This window comes from Agrobacterium sp. SORGH_AS_0440 (assembly GCF_031453135.1).
Classification (GTDB): domain Bacteria; phylum Pseudomonadota; class Alphaproteobacteria; order Rhizobiales; family Rhizobiaceae; genus Agrobacterium; species Agrobacterium pusense.
On record NZ_JAVIYR010000002.1, the window covers coordinates 1,977,637 to 2,001,880 of the forward strand.

Here is a 24,244-nt window from a genome sequence, read left to right on the forward strand (position 1 = left end):
CAACGCGAGGTCAGGCAGCCCTGCGTGTCACGAGACGTGCCAGGTGCGCAACGCGCCTCGGAAGTCTTTTCGGCAGGAGGTTGATGACTTCCTCGGCAAAGGCCGCCGCATTTTCTACCGCCTTGTCGATATTGCTGACCTTCTTGCCATCCAGACAGAGAAGCGTGCCGCCATAGTCGAAAATATCGCGATAGGCCGCCCGCTCGACAATCGCCGTGTTGAGCACGGAGACGTTCTTTTCCGCCAGCAGCATCTTGACGAGCAACAGCGAACGCGTTGCCACCATGGCGTTGACCCGTGTCAGCACGATGGAATGGGCGATCGCCTTGCCCATCTTGCGGTTCAGGAATTCGATGTGATCGAGAACTTCTGCAGCGCCACGCGCATCCATGGCCGATCCCTGTACCGGAATCAGAACATGATCGGAGATACCGAGCGCCATGGTCAAAAGCGGCGTTTTTGCGCCGGGCAGGTCAATGATGAAACAGTCTGTATTGGCCCGGTTTTCGCGAATGTGGCCTTCAAGCGAAGCCATCGTCACATGCGAAATCACTGACAGGTTTTCTACCATGCCCGAGAGTTCGTACCAGCGGGAAATCCACAATTGCGGATCGGCATCCAGAACCGTCACCCGATGGCCGCTACGGGCGAGTTCGGTCGCCAGAAGCAGCACGGCCGTGGTTTTTCCGGCGCCGCCCTTGGTATTGGCGAAAGTGATGACTGACATGATACCCCCTGTTTGTCAGAGCCGTTTCATGCTCATTCACGCACCGACGCACTTCATGGTGCTTTCCATAATCTTAACGAACAGGGTTAATAAAACACTAACGCCGGGACGAAGCGCTATGAGAAAAGCCCGCGACTGATATCGCGGGCCTCTGCCATCATATTGATCACGTTAGCTTTCGGCAGGAACCCACATCGTCAGCCCGCAGGCGGCCGGCTTTGAGGTCTTCATATTTTGGCAGATCCAGGGAACCGCCCACCCTTTTCTCAACAGTTGCGCGATCAAGCTTGATCAAGCGTCCAGCGCTGGTGAAGGACACAATGCCCTTCTTTCCCGAATACGCCATAGTTGCGCGCATTTCACAGAAATAGCGATCTGAGCCCTTGGACAAATTCCATCCCTGGTTTCCCGCTTTATTGTTCGTCAGGGCCCCCACCTTATAGCCCTGACCGGAAAGCTCCTTAAATGAAGCGGCCTGCGCCACGACGGGTATGCTTAGAAACGCCATTGCGAGCAATGGCGAAAAAACTGAGAACCTCATGGTGCTGTGCCTACCCCTTAAAAGCAGTCCTCGAACAATTTCTTCGTATTTTCCAGCGTCATCGGCACTGGATTGCCGCCGCAGCTCGGGTCCTTGATCGCTTCCGCCGCCAGTTCGTCGATACGATCCGGCTTGATGCCCATGGCGGTGAGGTTCTCAGGCACGCCGAGTTCCTTGCGAAGCTCCAGCACATAGTCATAAAAGCCGTCGAAACCGCCGGAAATGCCAAGATAGGCAGCGGCGCGGGCAATCTTGTCCTCGATGGCAGGACGGTTGAAACGCAGCACCGCCGGCATGACGACGGCATTGGTCATGCCGTGATGGGTGTTGTAGACAGCGCCGATCGGATGCGAGAGCGAATGGATGGCGCCGAGGCCCTTCTGGAAGGCAACCGCCCCCATGGCCGCCGCCGCCATCATGTTGGTGCGCGCTTCGATATCCGTGCCATCCTTATAGGCGCGCGGCAGGAATTCCTTGATGAGACGCAGACCCTCCAGCGCCACACCGGCGCTCATGGGATGATAAAAGGGCGAGGAATAGGCCTCCAGGCAATGGGCGAAAGCATCCATGCCCGTGCCGGCCGTGATGACTTTCGGCATACCAACCGTCAGCTCCGGATCGCAGATGACGACGCCGGGCAAGAGCTTCGGATGGAAGATGATCTTCTTCACATGCGTCTGCGAATTGGTGATGACGCTGGCGCGACCGACTTCCGAACCGGTGCCGGCCGTCGTTGGAACCGCGACAATGGGCGCGATCTTTGAGGCGTCCGCGCGGGTCCACCAGTCGCCAATATCCTCGAAATCCCAGACCGGGCGGGTCTGCCCAGCCATGAAGGCGATGGTCTTGCCAAGATCGAGGCCCGAGCCGCCGCCGAAAGCGACGACGCCGTCATGGCCGCCATCGCGATAGGCCTTCACACCCGCTTCCATGTTGATTTCGTTCGGGTTCGGATCGACCTCGGCGAAGATCGCCCGGCCGAGACCCGCCTCTTCCAGCACATCCAGCGCATGCGCGGTGATCGCCATATTGGCAAGGCCGCGATCCGTAACGAGAAGCGGCTTCTTGATACCAAGCGTCTTGCAGGCTTCCGCCAATTCCTTGATCCGGCCACGGCCAAGCTTGACGGCGGTGGGATAGCTCCAGTTGGCGACGATATTCATTTCGTGACTTTCTTCAGATGGTAGGATTTCGGACGGGTCAGGTTCTGGAAACCGAGGACGGAGAGCGAACCGCCACGGCCCGTTTCCTTCACACCGGTCCAGCAAAGCGCCGGGTCGAGATAGTCCGCGCGGTTCATGAACACGGTGCCGGTTTCGATTTCGCGACCGATGCGCCCGGCGCGGGCGGCATCCTGTGTCCAGAGTGAGGCGGTCAGCCCGTATTTGCTGTCATTCATCAGGGCGATGGCTTCGTCGTCGTTCTTCACCTTCATGATGCCCACCGCCGGGCCGAAGGTTTCTTCGGTCATGAACTCCATCGAATGATCGACATTGACGAGGACTTGCGGCGCGACATAGGCGCTCTCACCATCATCGGCAGGAAACAGCTTCGGATCGACCAGTGCTTTGGCCCCCTTCGAGACGGCATCGGTAATCTGCGCACGAACCACCTTGGCAAAACGCTTGTTGGCCATCGGCCCGAGCGTGGTTTCCTGCTCCAGCGGATTGCCGAGCTTGTAGTTTGACACCCACGCGACCGACTTCTCGACAAAGGCGTCATAGAGGTTTTCGTTGACGTAGATGCGCTCGATGCCGCAGCAGCATTGCCCGGAATTATAGGTGGCGCCATCCATCAGCGTATCGACGGCGGCATCGAGATCGGCATCTTCCATGACGTAACCGGGATCCTTGCCGCCGAGTTCAAGCCCGAGACCGGTGAAGGTGCCGGCAGCGGCGCGCTCGATCGCGCGGCCGCCTTCCACCGAACCGGTGAAGTTGACGAAGTTGAAAAGGCCCTCGGAAATGAGCGCCGAGGTCGTGCCGTGGTCGAGGAAGACATTGATGAAAACATCGTCAGGCACACCGGCCTCGACAAAAGCCCGCACCATGCGCTCGCCCACCAGCAGCGTCTGCGCCGCATGTTTGATGACGACCGTATTGCCGGCCATCAAAGCCGGCGCGACGGTGTTGATCGCCGTCATGTAAGGATAGTTCCAGGGCGCTATGACGAAGACCACGCCATGCGCCTCACGCTCGATGCGGCGTTCGAAATTGCCGCTTTCCTCGATGACGAGCGGCGCCAACGCATCGGCTGCAATGGAGGCGACATAGTTGGAGCGTTCGTTAAACCCCTTGAACTCGCCGCCATAGCGCACCGGACGGCCCATCATATGGGCAAGTTCCGGCACGACCTCATCCACCATCTCGTTGAGGCGTGCGACACCTTTCAGAACCAGCTGAACGCGGTCCTCAAGCGGGCGTCGAGCCCAGTCCTTCTGCGCCTTGCGCGCCTTTGAAACGGCGGCCCGTGCCGCCTCCAGCGACATCGCCTCCCGCTCGGCATAAACCGAGCCGTCGATGGGCGAGATATTCTGGATCATGGTCATGATGTTTTCCCGTAATGATTAGGCTCGTTCGAAACCGCGCGCCACTTCCCAGTCGGTCACGCGGCGGTCGTATTCTTCCTGTTCCCACGCCCCGGCGCGGACGTAATGATCGATCACATCGTCGCCAAAGGCGCTGCGCAGCATTTTCGATCCGTCCAGAAACGCAGTGGCGTCACGCAATGTCTTGGGTATCTCGCGCACGTCCTTGCCGCCATAGGCATCACCGACAAATTCGGGCTCAAGTTCAAGTTTATTTTCGATGCCGTCAATGCCTGCTGCAAGCAGGGCGGCCATGGCGAGATAGGGGTTGAGATCGGAGCCGCCCACGCGGCATTCGATGCGGATGCCCTTGGTATCGGCGCCGCAGAGGCGATATCCCGCCGTGCGGTTGTCGAGGCTCCAGATCGCTTTTGTGGGCGCGAAGGTACCCGCCATGAAACGCTTGTAGGAATTGATGTACGGGGCGAGGAAATAGGTGATTTCACTGGCGTGGGCCAGCAGCCCGGCAACATAATGCCGCATCAATTGCGACATGCCGTGCTCCGCATCTTTGTCCAGGAACGCGGGCGTCTTCCCGTCAAGGCTCCACAGCGACTGGTGAATATGTGAGGAACTGCCGGCGGCATTGTAGTTCCACTTGGCGAGAAACGTCACGGCCTTGCCTTTGGACCACGCGATCTCCTTGGTGGCGTTCTTGATGATCGCGTGCCTGTCTGCCATGGTCAGCGCATCGGCATAACGAACATTGATCTCCGCCTGCCCCGCGGACGCTTCGCCCTTGGAATTTTCAACAGGAATGCCGGCCCCCTGCAGGCCCTTGCGCAGCGCCCGCATCACATTTTCCTCCTTGGTCGTCTGGAAGATGTGGTAATCTTCATTATAGCCGCTGGCGAGGTTCAGCCCCTTGTAACCGCTGGCGCGCGCCGCGTCGAAAGTCTGGTCGAAGAGGAAGAATTCAAGTTCGGTCGCCATATAGGCCTTCAGCCCCATGGCCTCCAGCCGAGCCACCTGCTTCTTGAGAAGCGCGCGCGGCGAATGCGGAACCTCTTCGTGGGTGTGATGATCGAGCACGTCGCACAGCACCAGCGCCGTGCCTTCCAGCCACGGCACACGGCGCAGCGTCGAAAGATCGGGCTTCAGGACATAATCGCCGTAACCCTTCTCCCAGCTGGAGGATTTGTAACCGGGAACGGTCTCCATCTCCATATCGGTGGCAAGCACATAGTTGCAGCTATGGGTTTCCTCAAAGGCGCTTTCGACGAAGAATTCAGCCTGGAACCGTTTGCCCATCAGACGCCCCTGCATGTCGACAAGGCAGGCCAGAACCGTGTCGATGCGCCCTTCGGCGACATCCATTTTAAGCGCGTCAAATGTGTAGCTCGTCATTTTATCCGTTCCCTTTATTGTCGTGACCGGGCGGCCGGAATGCGGCCGCCCGTTTGTTTAAGCATCAGGCCTTTGCAGCCGCCGCTGCCATGGCAGCCTGCTTGTGCTCCAGCGCGAATTCCTCTTCCGGCGAGAGGATGAGGCGATGACGGCCGATGAAAGCGAAATAGGCGATGGCGACCGCAAACCAGACGGCGACCCAGAGCACGCCCTTTGTGAAGTTCGGATCCTGGATCTGGTAAAGCAGCGTGACGATGGCGATGATGACAGTCAGCACCGCACCTGGAATGCCGAAGGGCGAACGGAACGGCCGCTCGATATGCGGCAGGTTCTTCCGAAGCAGGATGAAGGAAATCGCCTGCATGATGTAGGAGAACATCGCGCCGAACACAGCCATGTTCAAAAGCACGCTGCCGATGATGCTGCCGCCCTGTTCCGCACCCAGCGCGAACCAGATGACCAGCATGACCGCAAGGCCGACGATCGCGCCGGTGATGTTGGCCACGTATGGCGTGCGGTATTTCGAGTGGGTGATCGACAGCACCGTCGGGAAATAACCCGCACGCGACAGCGAATAGATCTGGCGACCCTGCGCATAGAGTATCGTATGGAAGCTGGCGATGAGGCCGGTAAGCGCGACGAGACCAAGCAGCACGACACCGCCATCGCCATAGATCGCCTTGAAGCCATCAAGCAGCGGCTCAAGCGAGGAGCTGAGATGGAAGGCGCCGACGCCCGGCAGCGACGGGTTGAGCAGCACGATCATGAAGGCCGAAACCATCAGCGTGACCATGCCAAGGATGATACCCTTCGGCATGTCGCGTTTCGGATCGACGGATTCCTCAGCCGCGAGCGGCAGCTGCTCGATGGCGAGGAACAGCCAGACCGCGAAAGGCAGCGTGGCGAGAACGCCCGAAAAACCGAACGGGAAGAACGAGCCACCGCCCTCCGGCAGTTCCACCGCCTTGCCATCAGGTCCGACGCCGATGTTGAGCGCAAAACGCGAAAAATCGATATTGGGAATGGCACTGATCCAGAAGAACACCAGAACGGCGAGCGAAATCAGCGTGATGACGAGCGTCACCTTGAAGGAAAGCTCAAGCCCGAAGACGTTTAGCGCAAGGAATATAGCGTAAAACGCTATCCACACGAAGGGTGAATAGGCCGGATCGAGGCCGAGAATCGAGTTCACATAGGCTGTGATGAAGGTGACGACGACCGCCGGCGTCAGCACGTATTCAACATTCTCGCAAAGGCCGGTGATGAAGCCGCCCCATGGGCCCATGGCCGTGCGGGCGAAGGAATAGGCCGCACCCGTGTGTGGCAGCGCCGGGCTCATTTCGGCGATCGAGAATGTCAGCCCGAGATACATGATGGCGATGATGATGCCCGCCACCAGCATGCCGCCCCAGCCGCCAGTGGAGAAACCGAAATTCCATCCGGAAAAATGCCCTGATATGACCGCGCCGACGCCAAGCGACCAGAGCGACCACACGCCCGCATAACGGGATAGTCCGCGTTTTTCGAAATAGGATGCATCAGCTTTCTTGTAGCTGACGCCTGACGATGAACTGTCCATGCCCTTCTCTCCTGATAAGAAAAAAACAAGCCAGTCAGCCGTTATTGGCCGATTGTGCCCCAGTCTTCGGCGCCATCAGGAAACTCCCGGATCGCGCCGCACGCATCTGCTGTTCCCGTACCGCTTCGTTTTCCGGCTTCTTTGACCGGATGGCGGCAGTCTCCCTTCGATGCCTGACCCCGGTGTGTTCACCATCGGCCGGCCCCTGCTCCCTCACTCGTCGATCGATGCGAGTGCCTTTCCCATAAGCTCGTGTAGAAATGCGGCGATGTTCGCCTGCTCTCCTTCATCGGCGATCAGATCGTTGCGGATCTCGATCATGACGTTCAAAAGCCCGTCCGGCAGCGCATGCAGTCGCAACGTATGCGTCACGCCATCTTCCGGGCCATAAGGATCGTTGCGATTGACCGTGAGCGAGGCCCCTTCGGCACCTGTCAGCATGGCGTCAGCGAGACGGCTGTCGGTATCATGCAGGATGCCGATCTCAACCTCGCGGAACCGGCCGTGATAAACCGGCGTGAAACTGTGGATGGTCACCACCACCACCTTGCGGCCCTTCGCCTGCCGCTCGGCGATGATCTCGCTCACCCCGGTCGTGAAACGGCACATACAGCGCTGACGTTCGGGCAAACCGCTCCGCTTCGGTGAGGTCGAAATTGCCGGGAATATCATATACTTCGCTTTTTACCGGCATGGCGGACGGCGATTCGGGGGGCCTGTTGCAATCATAGACCAGGCGGGAAAACCTCTGATAAATGAGCGTCGCGTCGAGCTTCTCCGAAAGCAGACGGGCAACGGCCAGAGCGCCGGGGTCCCATGCCACATGACTTGAAAGAACCTCGGGCGACAGGCCGAGCGTGCTTAATCTTTGCGGGACGGTGGCCGAAGCATGTTCGCAGACGAGCAGGACATCGCCCGCCGCACCGGCATTCTCGATGCCAACGGCCTGCCCTTCCGCTTCTGTGAAAAACCGCGAACGCACCGTCATGCACGTACCCCACCCGGAAAACCGTCTTCCCTAACGGCGAAAAGAATTCTTCACATTATGGCAGGTGTCAAATGGAATTTTGAAATTTTCTCTTCATTTTTCCATTGACTCAATCACGGGCAGAGATGTTTATTTTAGCGCACACACCGGCAGAAAGACCGGAAGGGGAAAGATTTGCGCAACACCGCGGCCACCGTGTCGGACGTCATCCATGCCCATTACGACGCGCTGACACGTTCCGAAAAACGGCTGGCAGAAAGCTTGCTCGGCAATTATCCGGTGTCCGGCCTCGGCAGCATCACCACGATTGCCGAAAATGCCGGTGTTTCCACCCCGACAGTGGCGCGGATGGTGCAGAAGCTCGGCTATAAGGGCTACCCCGAATTTCAGGCGCATCTGCACCAGGAGCTGGAAGCGACGATCTCCGGTCCGGTGGCCAAACATGACCGCTGGGCAACCAATGCGCCGGGCCTGCACATTCTCAACCGTTTTGCCGACGCCATTACCGGCAATCTGCGCGATACGCTTGGGGATCTCGATACCGCCGTCTTCGACAATGCCGCCGCGCTGCTTTCCGACCGCAAGCGCAGCATCTACTTCGTCGGCGGGCGCATCACCGGTGCGATTGCCGAATATTTCTTCACCCACATGCAGGTGATACGGCCGAAGACAACGCTGATGTCGTCCAACTCCAGCGCCTGGCCGCAATATATGCTGAATATGAGCGCCGGCGATGTGCTCGTCATTTTCGACATCCGCCGTTACGAGCACGATATGACGACGCTGGCAGAGGTGGCCAAGGCAAATGGGGTGCAGATAATCCTCTTTACCGACCAGTGGACATCGCCGGTGGCGCGTCATGCGCTGCATATTTTCCGGGTCAAAATAGAGGCCCCGTCCGCGTGGGATTCGTCTGTCGTTACGCTTTTTGTCGTCGAGGCGCTGATCGAAGCGGTGCAGAGCGGCACGTGGGACGAAACCAAGGAACGCATGAACGCACTGGAGGGCCTGTTTGAACAGACACGCCTGTTCCGACGCCCTGACAGAACGTGAATATGCGTAGCCGGCATACGACTTGACGCCGATGCCGCACGCTGATTGGATACCTGCGATCGCTACCAGCACGATAAAGCAGGGGAAAAACCAAGCTGGGGAACGCATCTGGTCTAACGGACAAAAACGGTCAACTCCCGCAATTGCTGGCAAAAAGCCCGATAATGGCGGAAAATGGGTTTAAAGTGGCGGAATCCGGATAAATGAATTGCCATCCAGCCGTCACATTAGCTTCATCGAGAATCCGTATCAGCGTCCGCAATATGAGAACACGAAGAGGAGAAAAAAGTGATCTCTCACTGCCGCCGACTGCTTGCTACAACCACCGCACTGGTCATCGCCTCCACCGCTATTGCCGCCGCTGAGCCGAGCGCCGAACTGATCGCCGCCGCCAAGAAGGAAGGCATGCTGACCACCATCGCCCTGCCGCACGACTGGTGTGGTTACGGCGACGTGATCGCCGCCTTCAAGGCGAAATATCCGGAAATCACCGTCAATGAACTGAACCCCGACGCCGGCTCCGCCGACGAAGTCGAAGCAGTCAAGGCAAACAAGGACAATAAGGGCCCGCAGGCGCCTGACGTCATTGACGTCGGTCTTGCTTTCGGCCCGCAGATGAAGGCCGAAGGCCTGCTGCAGCCCTACAAGGTCTCCACCTGGGACGAAATTCCTGACAACGTCAAGGATCCCGAAGGTTACTGGTACGGCGACTATTACGGCGTGATGTCGTTCTTCGTGAACAAGGATCTTGTCAAGGAAACGCCGAAGGACTGGGCAGACCTTCTGAAGGCTGACTATTCCGGTCAGGTCGCGCTTGCGGGTGACCCGCGCGCCTCCAACCAGGCTATCCTCGGTGTTCTCGCCGCCGGTCTTTCAACCGGAGCAAAATCCGGCAAGGAAGCCGGTGAAGCCGGCCTGAAATATTTCGCCGACCTCAACAAGGCTGGCAACTTCCTGCCGACTATTGGCAAGGCCGGTACACTTGCACAGGGTGCCACGCCGATTATCGTTGCCTGGGACTATAATGCGCTGTCATGGAAGAAGACGCTGAACGACAACCCGCCGACGGAAGTCGTCGTTCCCGAGAAGGGCGTTCTCGCCGGTGTTTACGTGCAGGGCATTTCCGCTTACGCCCCGCATCCGAATGCTGCCAAGCTGTGGATGGAGCACCTCTACTCCGACGACGGTCAGCTCGGCTGGCTGAAGGGTTATTGCCACCCGATCCGCTTCAACGCCATGGTCAAGGCCGGCAAGGTTCCGCAGGACCTGATCGACAGCCTGCCGCCGGCAGCAGCCTATGAAAAGGCGATCTTCCCGACGCTCGAGGAAGTCGATGCCAACAAGGCGGCCGTCACTGGCGGCTGGGATAGCGTTGTCGGCGCGAACGTGAAGTAAATTGTTGAAAACGCACCCCGGCCGATCAAAGCCGGGGTGCTTCTTTTATAATATAGACCTTTATAGACAGACCGTTTGAAAACGGCGTTTGGGGACAAGGATGCCATCAACCAACACCGGCGGACCATCCGACGCGCGCAGAAAGCTGCCGCTGCATTGGATAGGCGTCGTACCTTTTGCCGTTTTTGTGCTGCTGTTTCTGATTATGCCGACGATGAAGATCGTCGTTGGCGCGTTCCAGCGGACAGACGGAACTTTCACGCTTGAAAATATTGCAGGGCTTTTTACCGCATCCATCCTTTCGGCCTACTGGATCTCGATAAAGATCAGCCTCGCTTCTGCAGCGCTCGGCTGCCTCATCGGCTTTGCCGTCGCCGCGGCCGTAGTGCTCGGTGGTCTGCCGCAGCGTATCCGCGGACCGCTTCTCACCTTTTCAGGCGTCGCCTCGCAATTCGCCGGGGTACCGCTTGCCTTCGCATTCATCGCCACGCTTGGCCCGGTCGGCCTCCTGACCGTCTTCCTGAAGACGCAGGTCGGCATCGATCTCAGGATGCTCGGCTTCAACATCCTGTCCTTCTGGGGTCTCACCGTCACCTATCTGTTCTTCCAGATTCCGCTGATGATCCTCATCATCACGCCCGCGCTTGACGGCCTGAAGCGCGAATGGCGCGAAGCGGCGGAAATTCTCGGAGCCACCGGCTTTCAATATTGGCGCATGGTGGCCTTTCCGATCTTGCTGCCGTCGCTGCTCGGCACCATGTCGCTGCTGTTTGCCAATGCCTTCGGCGCAGTGGCCACCGCAATTGCGCTCACCGGCTCCTCGCTCAACATCGTACCGATCCTGCTCTTCGCGCAGATTCGCGGCGACGTTCTCGGCAATCCGCATCTCGGTTACGCGCTCGCCTTCGGCATGATCGTCGTGACAGGCATTGCCAATGCACTTTATATCTGGCTGCGCGCCCGCAGCGAAAGGTGGCTGAAATGAAGCGTTTCTTCGCCTGGGGCGCGCTGATTTTCGGCCTGCTCTATTTCGCCCTGCCGCTGATCGGCATGACCAATTTCTCGCTGAAAATGCGGCGCGGCGAATATTCTTTCGACGCTTATGCCAAGGTGCTGGGCGACCCGCGCTTCCAGGAAACCTTCAGCTATTCCGTCGTCATGGCGCTGTTCACCATCATTTTCGGCGTCCTGCTGGTGGTGCCGACCGCCTATTGGGTGCGTCTGAAACTGCCGGGCCTGCGCCCCTATATCGAATTCATCACGCTTCTGCCGCTGGTCATCCCGGCCATCGTCATCGTCTTCGGTTATATCAGGCTTTACAACACCTCCAGCTGGCTGCCGCTGACCGGCACGAGCTTCGGCACCAACCTGCTTCTGATGTTCGGTTATGCCACGCTCGCCCTGCCCTATATGTACCGCGCCGTCGATACCGGCCTCAGAACCATCGACGTGGCGACACTGACGGAAGCGGCGCAGAGCCTTGGCGCGGGCTGGACGACCATCCTCTCGCGCATCATCCTGCCCAATGTTCTGGTCGCCGTGCTGTCGGGCGCCTTCCTGACCTTTGCCATCGTCATCGGTGAGTTCACCATGGCAGCCCTTTTGAACCGCCCGGCCTTCGGCCCCTACATGCAGCTGCTGGGTGCCAACCGCGCCTATGAACCGGCCGCGCTTGCCGTGATTTCCTTCGGCATCACCTGGGGTTGCCTCGGTCTGATCCAACTCGTTTCACGCTACCAGAAGGGCGCGCCTCCCAAGGCCTGAGGACAATATTTCATGAGCTTTTTGACACTTAGCAACATCAAGAAATCCTTCGGCTCCGTCCAGGTCGTACATGATTTCAACATGGCCATCGAAAAGGGCGAGTTCGTCTCCTTCCTCGGGCCATCGGGCTGCGGCAAGACCACGGTACTGCGCATGATCGCCGGTTTCGAAATCCCGACCGGAGGCTCGATCGTCATCAACGGCAGGGACCAGACAACGCTCCGGCCCAACCAGCGCAATATTGGCATGGTGTTCCAGGCTTATGCGCTGTTCCCGAACATGAACGTCTATGAAAACGTCGCCTTCGGCCTGAAAGTCGCTGGCAAACCGAAAGCCGAAATCGACGCGCGCGTGAAAGAAATGCTCCAGCTCATCCACCTGGAGCATCTGGCTGACCGTTATCCCTACCAGATGTCGGGTGGCCAACAGCAACGCGTGGCGTTGGCCCGTGCGCTCGCGCCGAAGCCGGAAGTGCTTTTGCTGGACGAACCGCTCTCGGCACTGGACGCCAAGATTCGTGTTTCGCTGCGCGAAGAAATCCGCCAGATTCAGCAGAAACTCGGCATCACCACCATTTTCGTGACCCACGATCAGGAAGAGGCCCTGTCGATTTCTGACCGCATCGTTGTCATGAATGCCGGCCGCGCCGACCAGATCGGCTCGCCCTTTGATATCTACAACACGCCCGCGACCCGCTTCGTCGCTTCCTTCGTGGGCACGCTGAACCTCATCGACGCGATCGTGGCGGACTCCTCATCCAACACCATCCAGGTCGGGGAGCAGCAGATCACCCTGCAAAAGCCGGTCAATGCGGCAAACGGCGAAAAAATCACCCTTGCCCTGCGCCCTGAAGCGGGTTCGCTCGGCAGCGACGCGAAAGGCGATGTCGCCATTTCCGGCACGGTCACCTCCAGCCAGTTCCTCGGCTCGGTCATCCGCACCCGCCTCGATCTCGGCGGATCCACGCTGTCATTCGACATGTTCAACGATCCCGGCACAGCACCGCCCGCCGTCGGTGAGCAGGTCACGCTGAAATTCGCAGCCGGCGACCTGATGCTCATCAAGGACTAAAACGCTTTTCCAGACGCAAAACCGCTTCGCCCATTTGCGGGAGATGGTAGAGCAGGTATGACTTCGAACCTGCATACCAACGATGTGAGGCCATGATGCGCGCGCTTTATTACGAACGATTCGGTGAGACCCCCGTTGTCGCGTCCCTGCCGGATCCGGAACCGACAGATGGCGGTGTGGTCATCGAGGTAAAGGCCACCGGCCTTTGCCGAAGTGATTGGCACGGTTGGATGGGACATGACCCGGATATTCGCCTGCCGCATGTTCCCGGCCACGAATTCGCCGGGGTGATTGCCGCTGTCGGCAAAAACGTCACCCGCTTCAAGACCGGCGACCGCGTCACCGTGCCCTTCGTCTCCGGCTGCGGTCATTGCCATGAATGCCGCTCCGGCAACCAGCAGGTCTGCGAGGCGCAGTTCCAGCCCGGCTTCACCCATTGGGGCTCCTTCGCCGAATATGTCGCCATCGATTATGCCGATCAGAACCTCGTGCATCTGCCGGATACGATGAGCTACGCCACCGCCGCCGGCCTCGGTTGCCGTTTCGCCACCTCCTTCCGTGCCGTAACCGATCAGGGACGCCTGAAGGGCGGCGAATGGCTGGCGGTGCATGGCTGCGGCGGCGTCGGCCTCTCCGCCATCATGATCGGCGCCGGCCTCGGCGCGCAGGTCGTCGCCATCGACATTGCCGAAGACAAGCTCGAACTTGCGCGGCAGCTCGGCGCGACCGCCACCATCAACAGCCGCGCGGTTGCCGATGTTGCCGAGGCGGTTCGCGAGGTGACGGGTGGCGGTGCACATGTCTCTGTCGATGCGCTCGGCCACCCGCAGACCTGCTGCAACTCCATCAGCAACCTGCGCCGGCGCGGCCGCCATGTGCAGGTGGGGCTCATGCTCGCCGACCACGCCATGCCCGCCATTCCCATGGCGCGGGTGATCGCGCATGAGCTGGAGATCTATGGTAGCCACGGCATGCAGGCGTGGCGTTATGAGGACATGCTGGCTATGATCGAAAGCGGCAGGCTCGCGCCGGAAAAGCTGATCGGCCGCCACATCACGCTTTCCGAGGCCGCAACCGCCCTGCCCGCCATGGACAGCTTCAGGGAAAGCGGCATCAGCATCATCGACCGTTTCGAATAGGGATAATGGCTTTTGACACGGGGCACCGTTTAAGTGTCTTCCGTCAGGAGGAGCCCAACATGCTGTTTCTCGATAGCGTAACCACAAAAGAGAACCTCGACGGAAGCGACGTCTATCCCTTCTCCGTCCCTGCGCTGCGCCATCTGCAACGTCTTGAGTTCAAGACGCCGATCACCTTTTTCGCCGGCAATAACGGTTCGGGCAAATCAACACTGCTGGAAGGACTGGCGGCGGGAATGACTGCCTATGCCATCGGCAATCACGGTCAGGTAACCGGCGACCTTTACCTTCAGCACGCCGAGACCGTAGCGAAGTCGTTCTATTTCGCCCGCAAGAAATATCCGAAAATCCGCATGTTTCTGCGCGCCGAAGACGTGCTTGGTTATATCCGCCGCCAGAATGAGGAAGCGCTGGACGATTTTCGCTGGGAGCGGGAAAAGGCACTGAAAAAAGGCGAGAATTTTCCAGAGGAAACGCCCGAGACATTTCGCAGGATCGTCAGGAACAATATCCTCGACCGCCGCTCCCACGGCGAAGGGTTTATGGACATCATGCAGCAGAGGTTGCACGGTGCCGGTCTTTATTTTCTGGACGAACCGGAAAGCCCGCTTTCAATGCAGAAACAGCTCGAACTCGCCGCGCTCATCCGCCATGCGGCCGATCGAGGCGGGCAATTGATCATCGCCACCCATTCGCCCGTCCTTCTGGCCATTCCAGAGGCAACGATTTATCATTTCGACGAGGATGGCATCACCGAACGTCTTTATGACGAGTTGGAGACCATAATCTTCCTGCGGCGCTTTCTCGACAGCCCATCGAAATACCTGAGTGATTGAACAGCATAAGGCTTGAAATCGCGCTGCGCTTGCCGCATTCCCATAAGTAATACGAAATTTAGAAAAGAAGCAGCCTCATGTCTCCCACCATCACACCGGCGGCAGCCCGGCCCCTCAATAGCCAGGATTACAAAACGCTCGGCCTTTCGGCCCTGGGCGGTGCGCTCGAATTTTACGACTTCATCATTTTCGTATTTTTCGCGACCGTGATCGGCCATCTGTTCTTCCCGCCTGAGATGCCGGACTGGCTGGTGATGATCCAGACCTTCGGCATCTTTGCCGCCGGTTATCTGGTGCGGCCGCTCGGCGGTATCGTACTGGCGCATTATGGCGACCGTTACGGCCGCAAGCGTGTCTTCGCTTTCTCAATCCTCTTGATGGCTCTTTCCACGCTGGGCATGGCACTGATGCCGACCTACGCCACCATTGGCGTGGCCGCTCCCATCCTGCTCATCATCCTGCGCATGCTGCAGGGTGCCGCCATCGGCGGTGAAGTGCCCGGCGCCTGGACCTTCGTTGCCGAACACGTGCCCTTCCGCCGGGTCGGGCTTGCCTGTGGTTTCCTCACCTCCGGTCTTTCCTTTGGCATCATGCTGGGCTCGTTGATCGCCTTTGCCATCAATTCGCTTTTCACGCCGGAAGACGTGGCCGGTTACGCCTGGCGCATCCCCTTCCTGCTCGGCGGCATTTTCGGCCTCATCGCCGTTTATCTGCGCCGCTGGCTGGAAGAGACGCCGATCTTCATGGAAATGAAGAAGTCGAAGTCACTGACGGACAAGCTGCCGCTCGGGCTGGTGCTGAAGCACCATATGCGCGGCGTGATCATCTCCGCCCTGCTGACCTGGGTTCTGTCAGCGGCAATCGTCGTCACCACGCTGATGACGGCGACCTTCCTGCAAAAGCTCTACGGCTATACGCCAACGCAGGCGCTCGCCGGCACCAGCTTCGGCACGCTGTTCCTGATCTTCGGCGTCATCATTGCCGGCGCGCTGATCGACCGTATCGGCTCCGGCCTCTTCTTCATGGGCGCCAGCATTTTCTTCGGTATCGCCACCTTCACCTTCTACAGCTACGCCGGCACCTCGCTTCAGACCATGTTCTTGCTTTACGGCGTCATGGGCCTTTCGGTCGGCATGGCCGGTGCGGTGCCCTACGTCATGGTGCGGGCGTTCCCGGCATCCGTCCGTTTCTCCGGCCTCTCCTTCGCCTACAACGTCTCTTATGCCGTCTTCGGCGGGCTGACGCCGATCGGCGTGACGACGGCGCTTGCGATCAACCCCATGGCCCACGCCTGGTATCTGGTCTTCATCGCCGTCCTCGCCTTCGCGATCGGTCTCTACCTCTATCTGCGCGGCAGCGAGATAGAGAGCCATGTCGGTATTGAGGAACTGGCGGCATTGCGGTCGTAGGTTCCACAGTAAACAAAAAAGCGCGGGCAAGACCCGCGCTTTTTATTTGTCCCGGCAATGCGTGAACCATCAGGCCGCGCTATCGATTTTCTCCTCGCCGTTCGTCGGCACGTAGTTGAGCACCGGACCGAGCCAGCGCTCCACTTCCTCAACCGGCATATCCTTGCGGCGCGCATAATCCAGCACCTGATCACGCTCCACCTTGGCAACGCCGAAATAATAGCTTTCAGGATGGCCGATATAGAGGCCGGAGACAGAAGAGCCCGGCCACATGGCATAGCTTTCCGTCAGTTCCACACCCGCCGCATTGGTGGCGTCGAGCAGGGCGAACAGCGTTTTCTTCTCGGTGTGATCGGGCTGGGCCGGATAACCGGGTGCCGGGCGGATACCGGCATAGGCCTCGCCGATCAGCTCTTCACCGGCAAAGGCCTCTTCCGGTGCATAACCCCAGAACTCCTTGCGCACCCGTTCATGCATGCGCTCGGCAAAGGCTTCGGCGAAACGATCAGCCAGCGCCTTGACGAGAATGGACGAATAATCGTCATTGGCCCGCTCGAACCGCTCGGCAATCGCCACTTCCTCGATACCGGCCGTCACCACGAAGCCACCGACATAATCGGCAACACCGCTATCGACAGGCGCGACGAAATCGGAGAGCGCCACATTCGGGCGTCCATCGCGTTTGGAAAGCTGCTGACGCAGCGTGAAGAAGGTCGCCAGCTCTTCATTGCGGCTCTCATCGGTAAACAGCCTGATATCGTCACCGACAGCGTTGGCAGGCCAGAAGCCGATCACCGCACGCGGCCGGAACCAGTTCTCCTCGATGATTTTCGCAAGCATTGCCTGCGCATCGGCATAAAGCTGCCGCGCCGCCTCTCCCTGCTTTTCGTCTTCGAGAATGGCCGGGAAACGGCCCTTCAGCTCCCAGGTCTGGAAGAAGGGCGTCCAGTCGATGTACCGGGAAAGCTCTTCCAGGTCGTAGGTCTCGAACACCTTGGTGCCGAAGAACTGCGGCTTGACGGCGCTATAGGTCGACCAGTCGATTTTGTGTGCATTCTCACGGGCACGGGAAAGCGGCAGGCGCAGCTTTTCGCGCTCATTGCGGGCATGGGCTTCCGCCACCTTGGCATATTCGCTGCGAATGCCGTCGATATAAGCCGGCTTCTGCTCGGCCGAGAGAAGTGCCGACACGACGCCCACGGCGCGTGAGGCGTCAGTCACATAGATCGCCTGCCCCGCCTCATAACGCGGATGGATTTTCACTGCTGTGTGCACACGGCTTGTCGTCGCGCCGCCAATCAAGAGCGGGATGTCGAAACCGTGTCGTTCCATTTCGGCGGCCACATGCACCATCTCGTCCAGCGACGGCGTAATGAGACCGGAAAGGCCAATCACATCCACCTTTTCGGCGATTGCCGTTTCGAGGATTTTCGTCGTCGGCACCATGACGCCGAGATCGATGATCTCGTAATTGTTACAGGCGAGAACGACGCCGACAATGTTCTTTCCGATATCGTGCACGTCGCCCTTTACGGTCGCCATCAGCACCTTGCCGGCGGCACTGCGCTCGGAGCCGCCGTTCAGGCGCTTTTCCTCTTCCATGTAAGGCAAAAGCACGGCAACGGCCTGCTTCATCACGCGAGCGGATTTCACCACCTGCGGCAGGAACATCTTGCCCGAGCCGAAGAGATCGCCGACCACGTTCATACCGGCCATCAGCGGCCCTTCGATGACATGCAGCGGACGCTCCGCCTTCTGGCGCGCCTCTTCCGTATCGGCGTCGATGAATTCGGTAATGCCGTTCACCAGCGCATGCTCCAGCCGCTTCTCGACGGGAAGCTCGCGCCAGGAGAGATCCTGCACCTTGCCCTGCTTCTCACCCGTGCCACGAAAACGCTCGGCCACTTCAAGCAGACGCTCGGTCGCATCGTCGCGGCGGTTCAGCACCACGTCTTCGCAGGCCTCGCGCAGTTCGGCATCGATGTTGTCGTAGACCGCAAGTTGGCCGGCATTGACGATGCCCATATCCATGCCGACCTGAATGGCGTGGTAAAGGAACACGGCATGCATCGCCTCACGCACGGGCTCGTTTCCGCGGAAGGAGAAGGACAGGTTGGAAACGCCGCCGGAAATATGCGTGAGCGGCATGGTTTCGCGGATGGTCTTGGTGGCCTCGATGAAATCAACGCCGTAATTATTGTGCTCCTCGATACCTGTCGCGACAGCAAAGACGTTCGGATCGAAGATGATGTCCTCAGGCGCCAGCCCGGCCTTTTCGGTCAGCAGCTTGTAGGCCCGCGCGCAGATTTCCACCTTGCGCTGATAGGTATCCGCCTGCCCCACCTCGTCAAAGGCCATGACAACGACTGCCGCGCCATAATTGTGGACGAGCCGCGCCTGCTGGAGAAACTTCTCCTCGCCTTCCTTCAGCGAAATGGAATTGACGATCGACTTGCCCTGAACGCATTTCAGACCTGCCTCGATGATCTCGAACTTCGACGAGTCGATCATGACAGGCACGCGGGCGATGTCGGGCTCGGCAGCGATGAGGTTCAAAAACTCCACCATCGCCTTTTCGGAATCGATCAGGCCTTCATCCATGTTGATGTCGATGATCTGCGCGCCGTTTTCCACCTGATCGCGGGCAACGGCCAGCGCCGCCGTGTAATCACCGGCGGTGATGAGCTTGCGGAACTTGGCCGAGCCGGTGACGTTGGTGCGCTCGCCGACGTTGACGAAGGGAATGTCCTTGGTGAGCACGAAGGGCTCAAGGCCCGAAAGCGACATGAAGGGCTTGTGCTCGGGGATCGGGCGCGGCTTGTAATCCTTGACCGCTTCGGCAATCGCCCGGATATGCTCCGGCGTCGAGCCGCAGCAACCGCCAACGATGTTCACGAGGCCGTCGCGGGCGAAACCCTGCACCTGACGCGCCATCATCTCAGGCGTTTCGTCATACTGTCCGAACTCGTTCGGCAGGCCTGCATTCGGATAGGCACAGACGAAGGTGTCGGCGACGTCTGAAAGCTCCTGCAGGTGCGGACGCATGGCATCCGCACCGAGCGCACAGTTGAGGCCGATGGTAAAGGGGTTGGCGTGGCGCACCGAATTCCAGAAGGCAGACGGCGTCTGGCCGGAAAGCGTGCGGCCGGATAGGTCTGTGATCGTGCCCGAGATCATGACCGGCAGGCGGATGCCCTTGGCCTCGAAACGCTCCTCGCAGGCGAAGATCGCCGCCTTGGCGTTCAGCGTATCGAAGATCGTCTCGATGAGGATGATATCGGCGCCGCCATCGATCAGGCCGTCGATCTGCTCGCCATAGGCGATACGCAGATCGTCAAAGCTGACGGCGCGGTAACCGGGATTGTTGACATCTGGCGAAATCGAGGCCGTACGGTTGGTGGGGCCGATGGCGCCAGCGACAAAACGGCGGCGGCCATCTTCCCGCTCGGCGCGCTGGGCGGCGCGGCGGACGATCTGCGCACCCTCGCGGTTGAGGTCATAGACCGCATTTTCCATCTCGTAATCGGCCTGCGCGATGCGGGTCGAGGAAAACGTGTTGGTTTCGAGAATATCCGCACCCGCCATGGCGTAGCGATAGTGGATGTCTTCGATAGCGTCCGGCTGGGTCAGAATCAGAAGGTCGTTATTGCCCTGCTGGTGGCAGGCGCAGCCGATGAAGCGATCACCGCGAAAATGATCTTCGTCAAAGCCGAGACCCTGAATCTGCGTGCCCATGGCGCCGTCGAGAATGAGGATGCGCTCGCTGGCGGCTTCGCGCAGCGCCTTGAAAATTTCCGCGCCGTCGCGCTTTGCCCCCTCAGGGCCAAACAGATCGTCAAACACGGGCACACTCCTCATTTCGATTTGCAAGATCGCAAGTCGTCAAGTCACATAAAGATATGTTTATGTCAATATATCTTCAAGGGACAGACATGGCTTTGCGTCGTTGCGTCACGTTACGAAATATCGCTGACAGATGACAGGCTTATAAGGCAAGGATATAAGCCGAAGCAGCAAACCGCATGGAGGACGCGATGTCTGAGGACGATCACAACAGCCGAAACTGGAATACCCTGCCCTGGCACCGCCAGTGGCTGGTAAAACAGGCCGAGGGGCTTTTCGACTTCTTCCACTACCGGGCGCTCAATCCCGCCGGCGGCTTCTTCGATCTGGACGGCAAGGGCGCGCCGTTGCAGGCAAACGATCCCGTGCGCGGCATCCATGCCTCCGCGCGCATGGTGCATTGCTTCTCCATCGGCCATCTGCTCGGACGTCCGGGCTGTGGCGATATTGTCGACCACGGCATGACCTATCTCTGGAACAGGCATCGCGACAGCGAGCATGGCGGCTATTTCTGGCAGGTTAACGATGCCGGCCCCGTGGACGCCACCAAGCAGGGTTACGGCCATGCCTTCGTGCTTCTGGCCGCCTCCTCCGCCAAGACCGTCGGCCACCCGCTCGCCGACCAGATGCTGGCCGATATTACCGAAGTGCTGGAAACCCGTTTCTGGGAAGAAAAACACGGCGCGATCGCCGAGGAATTCAACCGCGACTGGTCGCCCATCGATAATTATCGCGGCCAGAATTCCAATATGCATCTGACCGAAGCGTTGATGGCCGCCTATGAGGTGACCGGCGACAAAAACTACCTCGGCAAGGCCGAACGCATCGCCGATCTTCTCATCCGCCGTCGCGCCGGTGAACTGGATTTCCGGGTTCCGGAGCATTTCGACGACAACTGGACACTCGACAAGGACTATCGCGGCAACGAGATGTTCCGTCCCTCCGGCTCCACCCCCGGCCATTGGCTGGAATGGGCGCGCCTCCTACTCCAGCTTTGGGTGTTGGGTGATCGCCGCCACGACTGGATGCCGGTGGCCGCCAAATCGCTGTTCGTGCAGTCCATGGCGCTTGGCTGGGATCGGGAAAAGGGCGGCTTCTTTTATACGCTCGACTGGAACGACACTCCCGACAAGCGGGCAAAGCTCTGGTGGCCAATGTGCGAAGCGGCGGGTGCGGCCCATTTTCTCAACGAAAACCTGCCGGCGGACCCTTTCTATGAAGACAGCTACCGCCGCATCTGGAGCACGATCGCCAACAGCTTCATCGACCATGAAAATGGCGGCTGGCATGAGGAACTGACGGAAAATCTGGTTCCCGCTCACACGCTGTTCCCAGGCAAGGGTGATATATACCACGCCCTCCAGGCCTGCCTCATCCCGCTTTTCCCGGCTACGGGCAGCCTGACAAGGGTGATCGGGGAAAGCGGCGGGGTTTATTAAGCGCGTTGTTCGCAACGGCGTTCGAAGACTTCTCCACTGTCATGCTCGGGCTTGTCCCGGGCATCTGCAGCCTATCGGCCGGACGCAACGCGGTTAGATCCCCGGCATTGGGCCGAGGATAAAGCAACAGTCAAAACCCGATTGTTTCCTCGAAGTCATCCCAGGACTGATACATTTCATAACGCCCGATGCCGGGGATCGGCACATGGCCGTAATAGGGCGAAAGTTGAAACTCGGCGGCCGCCTCGCTCTTGCCTGCCACGGCGGCAACATAGATCGCAGAGGCAAGCCCGGTGCGGTTCGCCCCATGTTCGCAATGGATGAGAACAGGCTTTTCCGCGTTGCGCAGCACCGCCGCCAGCGTTTCTGAATCTTCCACCGAGACTTTCTCGCTTGAGCTCAGCGGATAGTCGACCAGCCGGATGCCGTTGTTTTTCGCGGCCTTGCTTTCGGTATCATACCAGGCTTCACGCTTTTCATCGCGCAGGTTGATGATGGTCTTGATGCCATAGGCCTTGGCGTAAGCGGCGATGTCCTTGCCACTCGGCTGAGCCGAACGATAAAGCTCGCCGGGAATGACCTCGTGAAAATTCCCCGTCAGCTGGCCGATGCCCATATGTGCGCCGGCCAAAACCGGGAGGGCAACGAGGCCAATGGCCGTGATCTTCAAAAACTTCAGAAAAATACGCAAAACATCAACCCGCGACATCAATCCAATGTGTGGCAGATGACACCGCAAACCGGCGAAAACAAGTCACGCCCCGTCGCGGCCCGTGCGCTTCGCAAGCAGCCGGGGCACGGCAGGCCCATGGAGCGGTTGCAATGCAGGGCCTTTGGACCCAAGCATAAATTCTCAAAATACCGTGATTGCCGGCACCGGTGTGATCTCTTCAATCAAATTCGGCGGAAATGACGGTAACCCGCCACTCCAGCCTTTGCGGTTCCACCCGCTCGTTGTTGCGCAGGCGAAATGTCCGGCAGGCGGCGAAGGTTTCCCCGGCTTCGATCCGCCTTTCGCTGACCTGATAGGGATCGAACGATACGGAAGCTCGAAAGGCCGGTTCGAAGCCCTCCAGCGTGTAGGTCAGACGCTGCACCGCGACATTGTTATCATTGCGGAAGCTGACGCGAATGGGCAGTGCAGGATCCGGACAGGCGGCCTCGAACCCGGCAGTCGCGACGATATGCTCCAACCGCTGGCTGCTGCGACGCCAGTCGTAAATGACAAAGGCAGCCGTGCCGGCCCATATCAGGAGCAGGCAGATGACCACCGGTTTTAGATGCCGCGGAAATGCAATAAGGGTGAGGAGAAGAATGGCGCTGAGAACGGCTCCGACAATCACGTCGCCCCTCCTCCGCTAAAATAAAGCTCCATACGTTTCTGCCCTCCCATGCCCTTCCAGCCACAAACGGCCGCGCGAGGCGGTCGTTGGGGTATTATCTCAACGGCGGCTCGAGCCTCTAGCATATGGCGCGACGTACCGGCATCGCAGCCGTCAGCCACAACTCTATGGGTGCTCCCCCCGGTGTCAAGACAACCAAGCGTGACAGATGGCGCCGGCATTGCCGTCCTCAGAAAGAACGGCGAAAGGAACCAAACGCCGCCGAAGACGTTCGCAGCATCAGAACAGCATGGCGGGACATAACGAAACGCCGCGGCATGGAGGTCAGTAGGCCAGCCGGCAGGGACGACAAGCCGCCCCTTGGCACCGCCGAAAGCCACCCCATATTAAAAGTTACTAAACTATGCTACATATCAGTCAGCTCAGGGAGAAAACGATGAAAACGCTGATCGTAACGTCGCTCCTGGCCCTTTCGGCCAGCACCGCAATGGCCGCGGATGCCGTCTACGAAACACCGGCGCCTCCGGTCGCACAGGAAACGTTGCCGGTCTTCACCTGGTCTGGTCCTTATCTTGGTATTCAAGGTGGCGCGGGCTGGGCAAATGGTGATTTTTCGGCCGGTGCCCCCATAGGCTCGGATAATTTCGATGGCGGCATTCTCGGCGCCTTCGCCGGCTACAATTACCAGTTCGACAATAATTTTGTTCTCGGCATCGAGGGTGACGTCGACTATAACTGGAATGACAATGATTATGCGGGTGTGAACATTGGCACCGACTGGCAAGGGTCCGTTCGTGGCCGCGTTGGTTATGCCTTCGATCGCGCCCTGCTTTATGGCACCGCCGGCTGGACCGCCACACGCGGCTTCATCGACACCCCCGGCGCCGGCAAGGATAGCGCCACCTTCAACGGCTACACGGTTGGCGCAGGTCTGGATTACGCCTTCACCGACAATGTCTTCGGCAGGCTGGAATATCGTTACAACGATTACGGCGACAAGGACATATTTGGCATCAATACCGACCTTGACCAGCACACCGTCAAGGTGGGCCTCGGCGTGAAGTTCTGATCACAATCGAGTTTTGTAGACCCGAAGCCCGGCCATCCGCCGGGCTTTTTTCGTTGCAGAGGATCAGCGCAGGCTACGATCCGCTCTGCGAAAAAACGGAACAATATGAACTCC

The 24,244-nt window shown here is 59.1% G+C and carries 20 protein-coding genes and 1 pseudogene; 11 read left to right on the plus strand and 10 right to left on the minus strand.

Annotated features, from left to right (window positions below; translation table 11 throughout):
- Positions 1 to 10 precede the first annotated feature (10 nt).
- The 7 genes and pseudogenes from QE453_RS19025 to QE453_RS19055 all read right to left on the minus strand — a co-directional run bounded on the left by QE453_RS19025 (position 11) and on the right by QE453_RS19055 (position 7,769).
- Positions 11 to 727: a ParA family protein gene (locus QE453_RS19025; protein ID WP_004442847.1), complete on the minus strand. Its 717-nt coding sequence runs from the start codon at positions 725 to 727 to the stop codon at positions 11 to 13.
- A 166-nt stretch (positions 728 to 893) separates the two neighbouring features.
- Positions 894 to 1,268, minus strand: coding sequence for a hypothetical protein (locus QE453_RS19030; protein ID WP_309777695.1), 375 nt, complete (start codon positions 1,266 to 1,268; stop codon positions 894 to 896).
- 17 nt (positions 1,269 to 1,285) lie between these two features.
- Positions 1,286 to 2,431: an iron-containing alcohol dehydrogenase gene (locus QE453_RS19035; RefSeq protein WP_309777696.1), complete on the minus strand. Its 1,146-nt coding sequence runs from the start codon at positions 2,429 to 2,431 to the stop codon at positions 1,286 to 1,288.
- Entirely contained in the window at positions 2,428 to 3,816 is a 1,389-nt protein-coding gene (locus QE453_RS19040) for an aldehyde dehydrogenase family protein (protein WP_309777697.1), read from the minus strand. Before QE453_RS19040 ends, QE453_RS19035 begins: the two co-directional genes overlap by 4 nt.
- Positions 3,817 to 3,834: 18 nt before the next feature.
- Positions 3,835 to 5,202, minus strand: a complete 1,368-nt coding sequence (locus QE453_RS19045) for a glutamine synthetase family protein (protein WP_309777698.1) — start codon at positions 5,200 to 5,202, stop codon at positions 3,835 to 3,837.
- A 64-nt stretch (positions 5,203 to 5,266) separates the two neighbouring features.
- The gene (locus QE453_RS19050; protein ID WP_022556629.1) at positions 5,267 to 6,781 is read right to left on the minus strand and encodes an amino acid permease; all 1,515 of its coding nucleotides are present in this window, start codon (positions 6,779 to 6,781) and stop codon (positions 5,267 to 5,269) included.
- Positions 6,782 to 6,994: 213 nt separating this feature from the next.
- Positions 6,995 to 7,769, minus strand: a pseudogene (locus QE453_RS19055) (N-formylglutamate amidohydrolase).
- Here QE453_RS19055 and QE453_RS19060 point away from each other — a divergent pair.
- The 9 genes from QE453_RS19060 (at position 7,671) to QE453_RS19100 (ending at position 16,436) form a co-directional block, all read left to right on the plus strand.
- A complete protein-coding gene (locus tag QE453_RS19060) occupies positions 7,671 to 7,877 on the plus strand; it encodes a hypothetical protein (RefSeq protein WP_309778192.1) in 207 nt (68 codons plus the stop codon). The pseudogene QE453_RS19055 and the gene QE453_RS19060 overlap by 99 nt on opposite strands.
- 66 nt (positions 7,878 to 7,943) lie before the next feature.
- Positions 7,944 to 8,822: a MurR/RpiR family transcriptional regulator gene (locus QE453_RS19065; protein ID WP_004442858.1), complete on the plus strand. Its 879-nt coding sequence runs from the start codon at positions 7,944 to 7,946 to the stop codon at positions 8,820 to 8,822.
- 288 nt (positions 8,823 to 9,110) lie between these two features.
- Positions 9,111 to 10,217, plus strand: a complete 1,107-nt coding sequence (locus tag QE453_RS19070; protein WP_006697730.1) for an ABC transporter substrate-binding protein — start codon at positions 9,111 to 9,113, stop codon at positions 10,215 to 10,217.
- Positions 10,218 to 10,317: 100 nt separating this feature from the next.
- Positions 10,318 to 11,202: an ABC transporter permease subunit gene (locus tag QE453_RS19075; RefSeq protein WP_037089843.1), complete on the plus strand. Its 885-nt coding sequence runs from the start codon at positions 10,318 to 10,320 to the stop codon at positions 11,200 to 11,202.
- Positions 11,199 to 11,981: an iron ABC transporter permease gene (locus tag QE453_RS19080; protein WP_004442862.1), complete on the plus strand. Its 783-nt coding sequence runs from the start codon at positions 11,199 to 11,201 to the stop codon at positions 11,979 to 11,981. Before QE453_RS19075 ends, QE453_RS19080 begins: the two co-directional genes overlap by 4 nt.
- 12 nt (positions 11,982 to 11,993) lie before the next feature.
- Complete coding sequence (locus tag QE453_RS19085; RefSeq protein WP_022556631.1) at positions 11,994 to 13,052, plus strand: ABC transporter ATP-binding protein; 1,059 nt, start codon at positions 11,994 to 11,996, stop codon at positions 13,050 to 13,052.
- Between the two features lie 95 nt (positions 13,053 to 13,147).
- The gene (locus QE453_RS19090) at positions 13,148 to 14,191 is read left to right on the plus strand and encodes a zinc-dependent alcohol dehydrogenase family protein (RefSeq protein WP_004442864.1); all 1,044 of its coding nucleotides are present in this window, start codon (positions 13,148 to 13,150) and stop codon (positions 14,189 to 14,191) included.
- 59 nt (positions 14,192 to 14,250) lie between these two features.
- Positions 14,251 to 15,027, plus strand: coding sequence for an AAA family ATPase (locus QE453_RS19095; RefSeq protein WP_153776193.1), 777 nt, complete (start codon positions 14,251 to 14,253; stop codon positions 15,025 to 15,027).
- Positions 15,028 to 15,104: 77 nt separating this feature from the next.
- Complete coding sequence (locus QE453_RS19100; RefSeq protein WP_244455589.1) at positions 15,105 to 16,436, plus strand: MFS transporter; 1,332 nt, start codon at positions 15,105 to 15,107, stop codon at positions 16,434 to 16,436.
- 69 nt (positions 16,437 to 16,505) lie between these two features.
- Here the strand turns inward: QE453_RS19100 and metH are convergent, their stop codons facing one another.
- On the minus strand, positions 16,506 to 20,279 hold the full coding sequence (gene metH, locus QE453_RS19105; protein ID WP_309777699.1) for a methionine synthase: 3,774 nt from the start codon (positions 20,277 to 20,279) through the stop codon (positions 16,506 to 16,508).
- A gap of 179 nt (positions 20,280 to 20,458) precedes the next feature.
- Here metH and QE453_RS19110 point away from each other — a divergent pair, with 179 nt between their 5' ends.
- Positions 20,459 to 21,718 carry an AGE family epimerase/isomerase gene (locus QE453_RS19110; protein ID WP_309777701.1) on the plus strand — a complete coding sequence of 420 codons (1,260 nt, stop codon included), beginning with the start codon at positions 20,459 to 20,461 and terminating at the stop codon, positions 21,716 to 21,718.
- A 130-nt stretch (positions 21,719 to 21,848) separates the two neighbouring features.
- On the opposite strand, the gene QE453_RS19115 is transcribed toward QE453_RS19110, so the two are convergent.
- Together QE453_RS19115 and QE453_RS19120 are read right to left on the minus strand one after the other, a co-directional pair.
- Complete coding sequence (locus QE453_RS19115) at positions 21,849 to 22,409, minus strand: dual specificity protein phosphatase family protein (protein ID WP_034498853.1); 561 nt, start codon at positions 22,407 to 22,409, stop codon at positions 21,849 to 21,851.
- 199 nt (positions 22,410 to 22,608) lie between these two features.
- Positions 22,609 to 23,061, minus strand: a complete 453-nt coding sequence (locus QE453_RS19120) for a hypothetical protein (RefSeq protein ID WP_004442872.1) — start codon at positions 23,059 to 23,061, stop codon at positions 22,609 to 22,611.
- Between the two features lie 436 nt (positions 23,062 to 23,497).
- Between QE453_RS19120 and QE453_RS19125 the strand changes: the two genes are divergently transcribed.
- Positions 23,498 to 24,130 (plus strand): outer membrane protein, encoded by a 633-nt coding sequence (locus QE453_RS19125; RefSeq protein ID WP_022556638.1) that lies wholly within the window; start codon positions 23,498 to 23,500, stop codon positions 24,128 to 24,130.
- Positions 24,131 to 24,244 lie beyond the last annotated feature (114 nt).